The following is a 13,737-nucleotide window of genomic DNA, read 5'->3' as shown; positions in this document are numbered from 1 at the left end:
CCAAAGTGTTTTTGGGACTTCTTTCTTTTTCTTTCGATTGTAGTGATTGGAAACGGGTAAATCTAGAATAATGAAATATAGTTTCATCCAGGCAGTTCCAATTGCCTTTGCAGGGTAATATGAGTTAAAATTTCATGGTTAAGTGATGATGCCATTTTCATAGTAAGATTGAGTATTTTACTGACTCCAGCCATATGTCCATTTTGGATTGCAAGCCGATCACATTGGATTTCACTTTCAATGCTCATCTGATGTTCCGGAACAGGGTATTCAATATGGCCGATTTCGTGCCATATGATCGCTTCTTTTATATCACTGTCATCACAGAAAGCCTGGTAATCATAAACAACAATGAACCAATCAAATTCTTCTTCATAGGATTTATAAAACAATGTCAGGATTCGAGAGTCGATATCCCATAGATCAAGCCATTTTCCACTTTTAAAACCAAATACCTTTAACACGGCCTCCTTATTTTCGATAATCGCTATTCTCCCATTGACATGATACTTATCCGGGTCCAAAAGTTCACCAATGCATTTCAAAGAACTCCCCCTTTTTAAGAAGACCTGTTACCATTGTTAAATATATTGGTTATTGTTAAACAACATGAGTAAAATAAATTAGGTAGGATTTTGATCAGAAGGGAGGAAGCTGTGTATGCTTTGTTCACATAGATACTTGAAAGTGGATCGAAGAATTGAAGATAATGAACAAGTTTATGAAGAGTACGAACAATTGATGCAAATGTATAATGACAGGATTACCACAGCTTCTGACGTTTTTTATTTGCGTGATATTTTGGATATTACATTCAAGAAAATGTCAGGCATGACAGGATTCCTTTATCTTCATACGACAAGAGGGGTGTATTCCTTCTTTACTAATGCAAAGCCGGATCAGCTCATCACGAAATATAAAGAAATAAAACATCAAAAACTTACTTGATTTTACATATTAAGTAGCAAAAATCACACTCTATATACAAAGGGTGTGATTTTGTGCTTTTTTCAATTTTGGGTGCAATTGGATACCAATTGAATGAACATCTGCTGATTCTAAGCTCCATATCACTTCAGGAACTATTAGAAGCGGAAGCCAAGTACCATAAGGTATTAAGGACGTACTGGCATGAGAATAACTTCCTGACTTATAAATGGTGGTTTTTGGTGGTTCTATCCATTGTCCCGGCTATAATCTGGTGGGTGCGGGTCGATAAAACGAGGCTGATTGAAAATACAGCGTTCGGCTTGTTCTATGGAGTAACAGCCATCTTCCTTGATTCTATCGGAAGCAACGCAATGGTTTGGACATATCCAGTCAGGCTCACTCCATATTTAAATCCGCAGTTATATCCATATGATGTGGGAGTTGTCATCATTCCTTTTATGTTCGTTTATCAAGCATTCAGCATGTCATTCAAAAAGTTTTTTGTTGCAACAGGTGTATTATCCCTTTTCCTGGCTTTTATAGCAGAACCATTCATGGTGTATCTCGACATCTATAAAGAAATTACCTGGAAACATATTTATTCTTTTCCGATTTACTGGTTAATAGGGATCATGTGCTGGGTCATCATTAAAAAATTCAAATCCTATTCAACTTAAACTTGAAAATCCCTCGCCTAAGGCCAGGGATTTTTATGTTATATTGTTGGTAGAAAAGGAAGTGGAAATATGACGGACTTTACCATTAAAGTCATTCGAATTATTCAAGCAATCCCGGTTGGAAAGGTAATGACATATGGCCAGATAGCAAAGAGTGCAGGAAGCCCAAGGTCCGCAAGGCAGGTTGTCCGAATACTTCATTCCATGTCAGATAAATACAACCTTCCATGGCATAGAGTGATCAATTCAAAAGGTGAAATCGGCCTTCGAGATGAAGAATCATTCAATACCCAGAAATTTTTGCTGGAATCAGAAGGAATTAAATTCAACACAGAAAGATCTTTGCCGCTTAAGGAGTATTTGTGGCAGGGGGAAACCGAATTTTATTAATGGATATAGGAAAGTGGCCCTATCAATATTGGGATAAGGGATGAATGGGGAACGTTTAGCCAGGCCTTTTTCCAGTAAGAGCAAGGTCACTTTTTTTCAAGCTCGATTGAGGATGACAACGCTTTTGAAAAAAGCTTTTAAAGACAAAACTACAAGAATAATACATAAATCTGCAATATATTCTTAAATTATATACAATGTGTTGAGGGTTTTTGCACTCCTGGATGGGGGAATAGTATTAGAGGAGTAAATTGCATTGCGAGGTATATTATGGAAGTTTCATTGCTCGAAAAAGAAATAAGCGGATATATAGGAAGGTTGTTAAGAGAGAATTTTGGACGCGGCCCCGGTAACGTGTTTTGCACAATCTCGAGTCCTTTTGTATCAATTTATGTTACCAACTTTTTATCCCCGATGGAGAACACTCTCCTCTCTAACCAACAAAGCGTCTATGTCCAAAAAACAAGAGACTTGATGGTGGGAACGCTCGAAGAGGAAATCAAGTCCTATATTGAATCGAACACAAAAGATAAAATAAAGGAATTTTACTATGACTGGAACCTAGACGAAAAATCTGGAATGTTCTTATTCATCTTTGAACAAGACCAGCTTCTGAATTCCCAATCATACGTCAATAAACAGCTTATTGAGCAAAAAACAATTGAGCTAAGTAAGGAGATTCAAAAAACTCCTGAAAGCACTTATTCAAAGCTGCTTAACGAGCGGACACTGATTGTTGTCCGTCAAGGCATATTGATCAGCCTGGAAAAAGAATTCATTCATTTAGGTTTCTCAGAAACCTTGAAGATTGCTAAGAGGAAGCTTGAAAAGAAAGTAATAAATAAACATCTAAATTCCTATGAAACCTATTTAGACGCTAAGGTTATTGATTACTTTGTTGACTGGAACTTTGATGAGGATAAGAGCTTTACATTATTTATCTTGAAGCCATAAAGTGAAGTACCTCTTGAATAATCCATTTCAAGATGTTACTATACTAATAAGGGTAAAGGTTAAAACTCTTAACCTTGCTTAATTGAAAAATCTTTAACAATTAAATACATTAATTCTGATAGCAATGAATGGGCATAGAACCAAATCATAAGTCAGAAAAGGATGAAATGAATATATAATCCTTTTCTGACTTTTTTTATTGTCAAATATGGATTTTTTAACTGTAAAGGAATGATTATATACTATAATGAACATAAGCAGACAAGATTTAGTTTCATGCATTGATACTTTTGTATTGGAAAAACAACAGTCGATATCGGAATCTCCTAATACAATCAAGAAGAAGGAGCTTGAGACGTATCTAGAGGAATATGCATTGGAGCAAGGTATTTCTTATTTAAAACAGTCGAAACCAACAAAAACCATTTATATTTTCACTGTCGGGAGCCAAGAGGCTCAAGTGGAATTTTTCTATAGATATAGCCACTATTATACTAGACATTCTATAACTCTTAACTAAAAAGCTGTTCCTAAGGGAGCAGCTTTTTAGTTTTTTGCCGGTAAAGGTATTGAATTCATGCAGGTGTTATAGGATAATTTTGTCATTGTCTCTTAAAGTGAAGATTTAAAATTTACTAGTTATGGTACTAACATGTTCGTGAAGAAATCACAGAAAAAGATTCAGGAGGGATAAAAGGTGAATTTCGCTCTAAAAGCTTTGTTGATCATCATAGGGACACTTTCAATAGCCCTGGGAGTGATTGGGATTGTTGTTCCTCTCTTACCGACCACCCCGCTGATCCTGCTGGGTGCAGCCTGTTATGTGAAGGCTTCAGATGAATTGTACCAAAAATTAATCAAGAATAAATGGTTAGGCAGGTACATTAAGGACTTCCGTGAGAAAAACGGAATAACCCTTAAAAATAAGGTGCTTAGCCTGAGCTTAATGTGGATCTCAATCACGGGGACCATTTTGTTTTTTGACATTGAATTATGGCTTGCAGCCGCCCTCATCATTGTTGCTGTTACAGTCAGCGCCTATATACTATCCTTTGATACTATTTGAGATGGCAGCTACTGCTCCATTTTATCCTGTTTCATTCAACCAATTTGACTATTTCTATCTCCATTCAACAGGTACTTCCTTGACAGAAGGAACTATAATTTATACAATTATCTTGAATTCGAGATATATAACGATAAACCAGGGGTAAAGATATCTTTGAAAAGGAAGGAGACTTAAAATGAAACATATTTAAAAAAAAAGGAACAGATTCATCGAAACCAACATTATTGCTGCTGCATGGTACAGGGGGAAATGAAAACGATCTCCTTCCATTGGCGAATATGATTGACCAGGAAGCGACTGTATTGAGTGTGCGAGGGAACATCCTTGAAAATGGAATGCCTCGTTTTTTCAGGAGGCTTGCTGAGGGTGTCTTTGATGAAGAGGACTTGGTCTTCCGTACTCAAGAACTACATGAGTTCTTAGATGATGCCTCGGAAAAATATGAACTTGACCGTAGCAACATTGTTGCAGTTGGTTATTCGAATGGCGCCAATATCGCCGCTAGCTTACTTTTCCACTACAAGAATGCCCTCAAAGGAGCAATCCTCCACCATCCAATGGTTCCTAGAAGAGGGATTGACCTGCCGGAACTTTCCGGTACAGAAGTGTTCTTAGCTGCCGGGAAGAACGACCCGATTTGTCCTGCAGCCGAGTCAGAGGAATTGAAGTCACTATTGCTTAAAGCTAATGCTCATATAGAAATGCATTGGGAGAACAGCGGGCATCAATTGACCCTAAATGAGGTGGAAGCTGCACGCGAATGGTATGTACGCAGGTTTTAAGAGTTCATAAATAAAGAAGAGCAATGTGAAAACATTGCTCTTTGGCGTTATTTCACTAAGGCTTCTGCTGTTCTTTTAGGAGGTCACCTTTTTTGCTTTCATTGGTTCTTTCATCAATTCTACAAAGATGCTTGCAAACTCTGGATCCCATTGAGAACCCTTACCTTGTTCAATTATTGTTAGTGCTTTATCAAACAACATTCCATTCCGATAAGGTCTGTTGGAAGTCATGGCATCAAACGCATCTGCCACTGCAATGATTCTCCCAAATAGAGGTATGGCAGTTCCTGATATTCCCAATGGATACCCACGGCCGTCATAACGTTCGTGATGATACATTATGCCTTCAATAACTACGTCCATGTCTGTAACCCCTTGTACTTGCTGAACTATATTCGCACCAACTAAGGGATGTTTTTTAATCTCGGCAAATTCCTCATCTGTGAGTTTTCCGTCTTTTTGCAAGATTTTATCCGTGATGCCAATCTTGCCAATATCGTGCAAGATCGCTGATTTTTTTAACAATGAAAGTTCATGTACCGATAATCCATACTTTTCTCCGATTTGGAATGAATAAGCTGCTACTCTTCCGGAATGTCCCGCAGTATAAGGATCACGAGCATCTAATGCTGCCGACAAACTCTCGAGCAAACTCTCGAACATCATTTGGTTTTGTTGTTCCCGAATATTGATGGCATCAACCATGTGATTGAAGCCACTAACTAAGCCTGCGAATTCATCGGAGTATAATTCGTCGGTTTTTGCCGTTAGGTTCCCTTCCTGAACATTTTTCATGGAGTTTTGCAGTTGGACTATAGGTTGGTTTACATCCAAAAATAGTAATTTTGAACCATAATAAGCGAAAGCAAGACCTATAAGGATTATGAAGCCAGCCCAGCTCCAATAATTTTGAATCGATTCTCGCACTATATCGAGCTTTACTTGAGTCGCAAGACCGAATAATAAAATTGGAAAAACGGTTATATAAAGAAAACTTAATTGGAATTTTCGCTTAATCGAGATTATTCTTTTACCTTCCAGAGATAGAGACTCGCTGAAATGTTGATCTGCTATATTGGATAGCTCTTTGAGCAATGGCTGTATTGCCTTTATTGTTAGGAAAAATTCAATTATACCATGCATCCCGGCTACCAGGATTGCTCCAATCATTGCAAAAAGCACAAAAGAATAGGGAATACTCAACAATTCCAAATGGATAAAGTATGTTGCTAGAATCACTGCGGGAGCTGATAAGCCGATTAAATGCGGGCCCATTATCCTTTTAAAAGTCAGAGTGGGAAAACTGTGCAGCCTGGCAAAGGCATGATGCAAAGAGTTCAAATTTAAGCAACCTTCTTCATAAACTTTCAAGATGGGCTTAATATCCTTTGAAAAAGCAAAGTACTCAATAATGATCATGGAAAAGAAAGAAATTGTTAAAATAGCAGCCAGGACAAAAAATTCAAATGCAGAAAGAGATAGTGTGAAGAAAATAAAAATTCCTCCTACTCCTAAAACTGCTAAGCTTGAGCCAAAGATGTAATTATGTAAAAGTTGTTTCCTAAAATTCATAAATGATTCCAAACAATTTCTCCTTAATAAATGAAGTGTTTTGTTAATTATTAACTATTCCTATATGTCTGTAAAGAAAAAACCGCATTTTTGAAGGCTTATTCATTACGTTTATGGAACTTGTAGTAATATATAGTATGAAATCAAAGGAGAGATCATTATGAAGACGATTGGAATGATTGGTGGTATGAGCTGGGAGTCATCTGCTGAATATTACCGGATAGTCAATGAGGGAGTAAAACGGCAGCTTGGAGGATTGCATTCTGCAAAAATCATTTTATTTAGTGTTGATTTTAATGATATAGAAAGATGCCAATCAGAAGGCAGATGGCATGAAGCAGGGCAGATTTTAGGTGAAGCGGCTATTTCACTGGAAAAAGCAGGAGCTGATTTCATCGTGATTTGCACCAATACAATGCATAAGGTGATTGACCAAATTTGCCAGAAGACAAGCCTGCCAATTGTTCACATAGCAGATGAGACTGCAGCACAAATCAAAAAGATGGGAATTAAAAAAGTCGGTTTGCTTGGAACTAAGTATACGATGGAACAGGATTTCTTCAAATCAAGAATCCAAACAGAAAATATCGAGGTTATAATTCCAGACGAAAAAGATCGGAACTTAATCAATAAAACGATTTTCGATGAATTGTGCCTTGGATCTATCCAGCCCTCCTCAAGAGAAAACTTTAAAAGTATTATTGAAGGCCTTGCTGCTGAAGGGGCAGAAGGCATCATTCTGGGATGTACAGAAATCGGACTGTTGATTAAGCAAGAAGATGCAGTTATTCCTCTATTTGATACAACCGTAATACATGCTAATGGAGTAGTGGAAAAGGCACTCAATACCTAGGGAAAAATGGGCCAGAGGTTCTGGTCCATTTTTCATCTTGATACCAGATAACAGAAATGGGTACTAAACCTTTTCAGCAAGGGAATGTGGGAACTTAAAAGCTGACTATTTTTTATATATAGACAGCATCCGTGAAGTAAAGGAGTGCAGGGGCAGGGGACGCAAAAGAATATTTATAGACTGAGGCATAAGGTAGTCATTCTGGGCTTGCTTGAAACATTTATACATAGCTTTCCCGCCTACCGAGTTTGCAGAATGAATCGTGATTCGATTGGCATACAGCTGTTTCTCGACCATTATTTTTACAAGCATCAATCCATTTCTGGTATGGCTTGCAAGGTCATGATCTAAAGACAGGTGGTCGATTTCATAGTTTTTCAAGAGAATGAGACATTCATCTATTGTTTCTGCTAAAACATAGCCTTCGGGAGCCTTGCGGTAGTCATCTAGGAAAACACTGATTTCTTTCATTTCTCGATCTCCTTCCCATAAGGGGGTGACTAAGAAAAGTCGAATAGCCCTAGATATTTATCATTCCCTCAAGCCTAACACACTTTTTAACATAAAAATACCAATACTTATTGGGAAATCCTTCTAAAGATGGCAGTAGGCCACTTTATTGATGTCATTTTATTTAATCCAATACCCTTCACAGTGTTCATTGTTTAAAATGTGAAACAAGTACATGTTTGAAAAACGGAGTATTTAAAAAGGCATGCAAATTTTGAGTGATCTCAATAGTATCGACCCACTTATTTCAGAGAGAAGTGGGGGATCCCCGAATCTTACATTCGGGGGGCCATTATGTTAACTAAGAATTCTTAAATACTTTAGCAAGAATATCGGGTCTCGCAAGGTATATTGGATGCTTTTTTAGATGCAGAACCTGGATGAACTGAGTGTAAACATCCTCATTATGAGTGCTTGCCGCCACGACTTTCTTTACGAACCATTGTAACATCGAAAGACCTATTGGCTTTCTTCCTTTGGTCGTTCGGAACCGAAAGTCTTCTGTTAAGGCAATTAGCCAGGGGATTTGAAGGATATTTCCGACCTTTTTATGGTAGCTTTTTGTTAACTGTTTCTTGGTTGTCTCCTTCATTAATAGCTCCTTCAATGCCTTAGCTTCCATTGCAGCAAGGCTCATTCCCTGTGCGAAAACAGGATCGATCCGACAAATAGCATCACCCATCACGAGCAAGCCAGAAGGAAAATCTTTAAGTTTCTCTATATGGTAACGGCGAAGGGCAGGGAACCGATAGACCTCAACTTTCTGCGAGTATGGTAATTCATTTTTTATCACCTCATATAAATCAGGGTGTTCAAGTGTTTTTGCATATCGCATAAAACTGTCTGCATCATTAGGGACATCCTTGGTACCATAGCCAATCAGGGTTACCAACATACGATTCCCTTCAATAGGGGAAATCGTCCCGCCGCGATTAGTCTCTGGAGGATTAGGATAAGCGAGAAGACTGTGCCAATCCGTTGATCCAGAAGAGAATCCTTTATAGACCATACTGCCATAAAATAAATCCACCTTAACTTCTGTTTTGGAAGGAGTTTGGTATCCTGACTCCCTTAGCCATTGGTTATGGAGTGCCGCAGCCCCAGAAGCATCGATTATTAAATCTGCTGGGAGTTCGATTATTAATCCTTCTTCATCCTCGAATACCACTCTATCAATTTCATTCCTATTAATTAGTAGACTCTTAACTTTGCAGCCGAATCGAAAATGAATATTTGACATCTTTTCCAGCCTCATCAGAATTTGTCTTTCAAGTAATGGACGACTTTGCTGACTAATGAACACATTTGAAGCAAATCGAATCTTCTCACTTCCGTGGTGTGACCAAACGAGATCTCCAGCAAAATCAGATTTTTTCGCTCCTTTTTCGGACAATTCCTCAATGATTCCAGGGAAAAACTCCTCAAGGATCTCTTCACCACTTTTCAATAAGACATGGCCATGGACACTCTGCGGAACGCCTTTCCTGTTCATGCCCAGTTCAGCGCTTTTATCTTTTTCTATTACTAATACTTCATTGAAAAACTCAGACAGGACCCTTGCAGCAAGCATGCCTGCAATGCTGCCTCCTGCTACTACTGCTCTATTTCTTTTCATTTTTTCCGAGTTCATCTTTTGCGCCATTTCCCCTCATGTTGATATATTAAGTTAAAATGATAGTAAGAATGCCATAACGACAACAGGATAATTTTACCGGAAGAGGTGTCGAATTGAAAGAGTTACAAGCATATACAAAGGAATATCAAAAAGAAATGGGCTGGGAAATCAATAAAGAAAACTATGCTAAAAGCAGAGAGTCATTATTGAATAACTATTTACTTCTGACTACTGAGGTAGCAGAAGTTGCGGAGGAGTTGAGGAATGCTTTTAATTTCACACAAATGAAGGTGAAGGAGGGAATGGGGGAAGAAGAGGCGTTCGTCGCTGCGAAAGAGAGCATCAAAAATGATATTGGTAAGGAGCTGGCTGATTGCCTCGCGTATCTATTGAAATTTTATAACTACTTTGATATAGATTTGGAAGACAGCTTTTATGAAAAAATGAAGGAAGTTAGAGAGCGGAAAAACAAAGATCTTTAATGAAAGCTATTTATGGCGGCAGGCTGTTTTAAAGAAAATGTGAGTATAACTTTTTCGCGGATGCTTTAAGAATGGAGCTCAAGCTTATGAATGAACATCAATGGGACAAATTGCTGAATGTAAAAACAACAGGTGACCAAAAAGGATTCATGACTTCATTGCATTACCATCGGTATGAACCCACACCATATAGTGCGTTAGAAAAATTTTTCAATGATTATAAACTTGCACATGATGATCATGTAGTCGACTTTGGGTGTGGGAAAGGACGTATGAACTTTTACCTGAATGATCTCTTCAATTGCCATGTTGCCGGAATTGAAATGAATAAAGCGTTCTATATGGAAGCCCTAGAAAACAAACAGAATTACTTAAAGAACCATCGTTACAGGGCGGATAAAATTCATTTTTATTGCGTTTTGGCGGAGGAATATGAAATTTCACCAGAAGAAAACAAGTTTTATTTCTTTAATCCTTTTACCGTTCAAATTTTGATGAAAGTGTTAAACAATATCCTAATCTCTTTTGAGGAAGATCAAAGGGATATCGATGTGATTCTATATTATCCATCAGAAGACTATATCTTTTATTTAGAGACGCAAACACCATTTGAATTGATCAATGAAGTGAAGTTACCTGAAAATAACCCGAATGAAAGATTCTTAGTCTATAGATTGAAATCGTATAAGTAGAGCTATTAATTCATCTGAATAAAGATGCCCCAGCAATATGCCGGGGCAAAATTCAATTATTTAACACTCTGAGGATGTTGATCATCAGCCAGCATTGCTGCTTTCGCATTGAGGTCCACCTGTTCTGGTGACTTGCAGCCTGGAATGACAGCAGTTACTGCAGGGTGTTTCAAGACCCAGGATAATGCCCACGTGGCCATAGGCACACCTTCAGGAACCTCGTTTTGTTGGATTTCTTCTACCTGCTTGAGCAGGATGGCTGTTTCTTCGCTGTCATGTTTTGAGCGGACATCATCAGCGTTGAAGGTCGCACCTGGTTTGTATTTTCCGCTTAAATATCCACTAGCCAGCGGAACCCTGGCAAGTACCCCAAGATTTTGATTTTGGCTAGAAGGGAAGATCTGTTCTTCCGGCTTCCTGTCAAGGCGGTTGTATACGACCTGGATGGCACCTGCGTGTACGTCAGAAGCGCGATCCGTTTGGTAGCTTTCTTCATTCGATCGAAGTGATATTCCGAGGCTGCGGATTTTTCCTTTCTCCAATTGTTTATCAAGCATTGTCCATAATTCGTCGTTGTTGAATTCTTCGTCTGTACATGAGTGAGCCTGATACAAATCTATGTAGTCTGTTTTTAGAGCTTTTAGCGAAGCATCAAGCTGTTTCAGTACTTCATTTGCACTCCAGTGTCGGGTCCTTTCAAAATTACCATGGAAATGATGACCGAATTTTGTTGCCACAATCCAGTTCTCCCGCTTTCCACGGCTCAGGTAATCTCCAATAAGACTTTCGGATAAGTGATCTCCATAGCATTCAGCTGTATCGAGGAAGTTGATCCCTTTCTCATTTGCTTTGTCCAGGATGGCATCAACTTCATATTGTCCAAAATCCTTTCCCCACTCACCGCCATACTGCCAAGTCCCAATTCCGACTACAGATATATCAAGGTTGGTTTTCCCTAAGCGTCTGTATTTCATTTCATCACTCCTAAAATAATTTACATCAATCTTATCATTTGGCTGTTTTGAAGAAAAATATGTTGCACATATACAATGATCATATACATCATCCAAGGAAAATGGCTGATTTTAGAGGAATTCAAGCTTGAATCAAGAAATTAATATAGATCAACCAATTGACAAGGGGGGAACCCGATGGAAGAAAAAGTATTGAAAGCCATCCAGGATGAATACCCAGAGGATTTTGCGTGGTGTTACGGATGCGGGAGGATGAATGAGCACGGACACCATTTCCGGACCGGTTGGGACGGGGTGAAAACCGTATCCATCTACAATCCTAAAAAAGAACATATGGCAATGCCAGGGTTTGTATATGGGGGAGTGATTGGCTCGTTTGTAGATTGCCATGGCACTGGGTCAGCAGCTTTATACCTTCATCGCAAAAATGGATTTGAACCTGGTGACGGGGCAGAACCACCTAGATTCGTAACAGCATCCTTGCATGTCGATTTCATGAAGCCGACACCTCAAGGAACTGCATTAAAGGCAATAGGAACCGTACATGAAATCCATCCAAAAAAATATCGAGTCGAAACAGAAGTGTATGCTGGGCAAACATTGTGCGCTAAAGGAGAAGTCATCGCAGTTGTGATGCCAGATACTTTTACATCTAAATAGGACAAAAAAAGAGGCTTACTCAAAAAGTCAAATATATATTCGGCTTTTTGAGTAGCCTTTTTATTATGGATAATCATGTCAACCACAAAATGGATGCTGCATTTTATTGTTCCAGCGCTTTTTTGTGACTCCATATGGCCGATGGATACCGCATTTTTCAGCTCACGCGCGAAAATGTGTCTCCATAAGGTCAATGGCTGTGTATTTTCTATTGAATAGGTTCAAGCATAGTTGTCGGGAGATATCCTTCCTGTCCGGAATCTTTCATTTTCACTTTTGTTCGTCTAATTTCTCTTTCCAGGATTTCTACTTCACTGCCTTGTTTGACCTCCTCCACTTTATGATCCTGGACGATCGTGTCTACTCCGTCTACATCATTTATCTCAATTAATTGATAGAGCTCGTCGTATGCTTCCGGTGTTAGTGCGAGGTAGGCATCTTTTTGTACAATTGCCATATCTCCGGCTTGAAGAGTATTGTCTTTAACTTCTTCTTCGCTTTCTTTATACGTATCTTTCATGTTCTGGATGATTCCCGGAGCCTCTTCCTTCACTTTATCGACTACTTCTTTTGATTTCTCTTCTGTCGCCTCAGCGGCATTCTTTGTTTCTTCTTCTATTTCTTTCACTCCCTGTTCTGCTTCATTGCTGTTGCAGCCAGAGATGAGCATGATTGCCAAACTGGCAGGGATAATTAATTTATTCAATGGTAGCGACATAAGTATATCCTCCTGGAACCGTATTTTTTATATTTTAGGATACCACTTTGGCTTTCATATAAAACATTCGTAATTTTGTCGACAATTCATGTGGTTTAGTCAATAATGACTTTATGTATAGGAAACGAGGGATTGCCTATGAACAAGAAAACTAGATTTTCCCCCTTTGTAACAGCGGAAATGTTCGTTAAAGAACGTTTTCCTGACTGTGACGCTGCGTTGTTAGCGGGAAGTGTAACAAGGGGAGAAGACACTGTTACCTCTGATTTGGATATCGTGATATTCGATCAGAAGGTCCCATCAGCATACAGAGAGTCATTAATTGCCTATGGCTGGCCAATCGAGGTGTTTGTCCATAGTTTAAACTCCTACAAGCTTTTCTTTGAGAGTGATATTAAAAGGGCGAGACCAAGCTTACCGAGAATGGTTGCTGAAGGAATGGTTATTAGGGAAAGTGATTTTCTGCCACGGATCATCGAAGAAGCAAAGAGGATCATTGAAATAGGACCGGAGGAGTGGACCGACAAAGAGATTGAGTTTAAAAGATATTTCATAACTGATACGCTTGATGATTTCATTGGATCTGATAACAGGGCAGAGGCAATCTTCATTGCAGGTACTCTCGCTGAACAGCTTCATGAATTTGTGTTAAGGACTAACAAGCGATGGGTCGGCAAATCAAAATGGGTGGTGAGGGAATTAAATCGTTATGACCCTGTATTCACTGAACAATTTGTAGAAGCTTTTTCCAATTATTACGGTACTGGTAATAAAAATAAGGTCACAGAATTGGCCGAACTGATTTTAGAACCCTTCGGGGGAAGGCTATTTGACGGCTTTTCTATAAAGTAAAGTAAGT

Annotated in this window: 17 protein-coding genes; 11 read left to right on the top strand and 6 right to left on the bottom strand. The window is 38.7% G+C overall.

All coding sequences use genetic code 11. The annotated features are described in order from the left end of the window. Positions 1-83: 83 nt before the first annotated feature. Positions 84-545: a hypothetical protein gene (locus tag LGO15_RS13620; RefSeq protein ID WP_226085039.1), complete on the bottom strand. Its 462-nt coding sequence runs from the start codon at positions 543-545 to the stop codon at positions 84-86. A 115-nt stretch (positions 546-660) separates the two neighbouring features. Here LGO15_RS13620 and LGO15_RS13615 point away from each other — a divergent pair, with 115 nt between their 5' ends. From LGO15_RS13615 to LGO15_RS13590, 6 genes are all read left to right on the top strand, one after another. Then, positions 661-948 carry a hypothetical protein gene (locus tag LGO15_RS13615; RefSeq protein WP_226085038.1) on the top strand — a complete coding sequence of 96 codons (288 nt, stop codon included), beginning with the start codon at positions 661-663 and terminating at the stop codon, positions 946-948. Positions 949-1,001: 53 nt separating this feature from the next. Beyond that, the gene (locus tag LGO15_RS13610) at positions 1,002-1,607 is read left to right on the top strand and encodes a CBO0543 family protein (RefSeq protein ID WP_226085037.1); all 606 of its coding nucleotides are present in this window, start codon (positions 1,002-1,004) and stop codon (positions 1,605-1,607) included. 69 nt (positions 1,608-1,676) lie between these two features. Continuing rightward, a complete protein-coding gene (locus LGO15_RS13605; RefSeq protein WP_226085036.1) occupies positions 1,677-1,997 on the top strand; it encodes an MGMT family protein in 321 nt (106 codons plus the stop codon). Positions 1,998-2,267: 270 nt separating this feature from the next. Then, complete coding sequence (locus LGO15_RS13600; RefSeq protein ID WP_226085035.1) at positions 2,268-2,951, top strand: Na-translocating system protein MpsC family protein; 684 nt, start codon at positions 2,268-2,270, stop codon at positions 2,949-2,951. 697 nt (positions 2,952-3,648) lie between these two features. Continuing rightward, a complete protein-coding gene (locus LGO15_RS13595; protein WP_226085034.1) occupies positions 3,649-4,017 on the top strand; it encodes a YbaN family protein in 369 nt (122 codons plus the stop codon). Between the two features lie 185 nt (positions 4,018-4,202). Beyond that, the gene (locus tag LGO15_RS13590) at positions 4,203-4,802 is read left to right on the top strand and encodes an alpha/beta hydrolase (protein ID WP_226087892.1); all 600 of its coding nucleotides are present in this window, start codon (positions 4,203-4,205) and stop codon (positions 4,800-4,802) included. Between the two features lie 75 nt (positions 4,803-4,877). Here LGO15_RS13590 and LGO15_RS13585 read toward each other — a convergent pair whose 3' ends face one another. Next, positions 4,878-6,386, bottom strand: a complete 1,509-nt coding sequence (locus tag LGO15_RS13585) for an HD-GYP domain-containing protein (RefSeq protein ID WP_226085033.1) — start codon at positions 6,384-6,386, stop codon at positions 4,878-4,880. 148 nt (positions 6,387-6,534) lie between these two features. Here LGO15_RS13585 and LGO15_RS13580 point away from each other — a divergent pair, with 148 nt between their 5' ends. Beyond that, the gene (locus tag LGO15_RS13580) at positions 6,535-7,227 is read left to right on the top strand and encodes an aspartate/glutamate racemase family protein (RefSeq protein ID WP_226085032.1); all 693 of its coding nucleotides are present in this window, start codon (positions 6,535-6,537) and stop codon (positions 7,225-7,227) included. Between the two features lie 105 nt (positions 7,228-7,332). Here the strand turns inward: LGO15_RS13580 and LGO15_RS13575 are convergent, their stop codons facing one another. Next, entirely contained in the window at positions 7,333-7,698 is a 366-nt protein-coding gene (locus LGO15_RS13575) for a cyclic-phosphate processing receiver domain-containing protein (protein ID WP_167832641.1), read from the bottom strand. A 340-nt stretch (positions 7,699-8,038) separates the two neighbouring features. Further along, a complete protein-coding gene (locus tag LGO15_RS13570) occupies positions 8,039-9,379 on the bottom strand; it encodes an FAD-dependent oxidoreductase (RefSeq protein ID WP_226085031.1) in 1,341 nt (446 codons plus the stop codon). An 86-nt stretch (positions 9,380-9,465) separates the two neighbouring features. On the opposite strand from LGO15_RS13570, the gene LGO15_RS13565 reads away from it, so the two are divergent. Together LGO15_RS13565 and LGO15_RS13560 are read left to right on the top strand one after the other, a co-directional pair. Then, complete coding sequence (locus LGO15_RS13565; RefSeq protein ID WP_226085030.1) at positions 9,466-9,834, top strand: MazG nucleotide pyrophosphohydrolase domain-containing protein; 369 nt, start codon at positions 9,466-9,468, stop codon at positions 9,832-9,834. A gap of 86 nt (positions 9,835-9,920) precedes the next feature. Next, the gene (locus tag LGO15_RS13560; RefSeq protein ID WP_226085029.1) at positions 9,921-10,526 is read left to right on the top strand and encodes a methyltransferase; all 606 of its coding nucleotides are present in this window, start codon (positions 9,921-9,923) and stop codon (positions 10,524-10,526) included. A 56-nt stretch (positions 10,527-10,582) separates the two neighbouring features. Here the strand turns inward: LGO15_RS13560 and LGO15_RS13555 are convergent, their stop codons facing one another. Further along, complete coding sequence (locus LGO15_RS13555; protein WP_226085028.1) at positions 10,583-11,500, bottom strand: aldo/keto reductase; 918 nt, start codon at positions 11,498-11,500, stop codon at positions 10,583-10,585. A gap of 177 nt (positions 11,501-11,677) precedes the next feature. On the opposite strand from LGO15_RS13555, the gene LGO15_RS13550 reads away from it, so the two are divergent. Further along, on the top strand, positions 11,678-12,160 hold the full coding sequence (locus tag LGO15_RS13550) for a PaaI family thioesterase (protein WP_226085027.1): 483 nt from the start codon (positions 11,678-11,680) through the stop codon (positions 12,158-12,160). 208 nt (positions 12,161-12,368) lie between these two features. Here the strand turns inward: LGO15_RS13550 and LGO15_RS13545 are convergent, their stop codons facing one another. After that, a complete protein-coding gene (locus LGO15_RS13545) occupies positions 12,369-12,878 on the bottom strand; it encodes an SH3 domain-containing protein (protein WP_226085026.1) in 510 nt (169 codons plus the stop codon). Between the two features lie 138 nt (positions 12,879-13,016). Between LGO15_RS13545 and LGO15_RS13540 the strand changes: the two genes are divergently transcribed. Next, entirely contained in the window at positions 13,017-13,730 is a 714-nt protein-coding gene (locus LGO15_RS13540) for a nucleotidyltransferase domain-containing protein (protein ID WP_226085025.1), read from the top strand. The last annotated feature ends 7 nt before the right edge of the window (positions 13,731-13,737 follow it).

The sequence above is a fragment of the Mesobacillus sp. S13 genome (genome assembly GCF_020422885.1).
Classification (GTDB): Bacteria; Bacillota; Bacilli; order Bacillales; family Cytobacillaceae; genus Mesobacillus; species Mesobacillus selenatarsenatis_A.
This window is presented reverse-complemented; position numbering and strand designations above follow the sequence as displayed.

Coding starts and splice junctions, on each gene's coding strand:
- LGO15_RS13600 (WP_226085035.1), top strand. CDS start 2,268: ATGGAAGTTTCATTGCTCGAAAAAGAAATAAGCGGATATATAGGAAGG.
- LGO15_RS13605 (WP_226085036.1), top strand. CDS start 1,677: ATGACGGACTTTACCATTAAAGTCATTCGAATTATTCAAGCAATCCCG.
- LGO15_RS13575 (WP_167832641.1), bottom strand. CDS start 7,698: ATGAAAGAAATCAGTGTTTTCCTAGATGACTACCGCAAGGCTCCCGAA.
- LGO15_RS13540 (WP_226085025.1), top strand. CDS start 13,017: ATGAACAAGAAAACTAGATTTTCCCCCTTTGTAACAGCGGAAATGTTC.
- LGO15_RS13545 (WP_226085026.1), bottom strand. CDS start 12,878: ATGTCGCTACCATTGAATAAATTAATTATCCCTGCCAGTTTGGCAATC.
- LGO15_RS13560 (WP_226085029.1), top strand. CDS start 9,921: ATGAATGAACATCAATGGGACAAATTGCTGAATGTAAAAACAACAGGT.
- LGO15_RS13555 (WP_226085028.1), bottom strand. CDS start 11,500: ATGAAATACAGACGCTTAGGGAAAACCAACCTTGATATATCTGTAGTC.
- LGO15_RS13550 (WP_226085027.1), top strand. CDS start 11,678: ATGGAAGAAAAAGTATTGAAAGCCATCCAGGATGAATACCCAGAGGAT.
- LGO15_RS13570 (WP_226085031.1), bottom strand. CDS start 9,379: ATGGCGCAAAAGATGAACTCGGAAAAAATGAAAAGAAATAGAGCAGTA.
- LGO15_RS13615 (WP_226085038.1), top strand. CDS start 661: ATGCTTTGTTCACATAGATACTTGAAAGTGGATCGAAGAATTGAAGAT.
- LGO15_RS13580 (WP_226085032.1), top strand. CDS start 6,535: ATGAAGACGATTGGAATGATTGGTGGTATGAGCTGGGAGTCATCTGCT.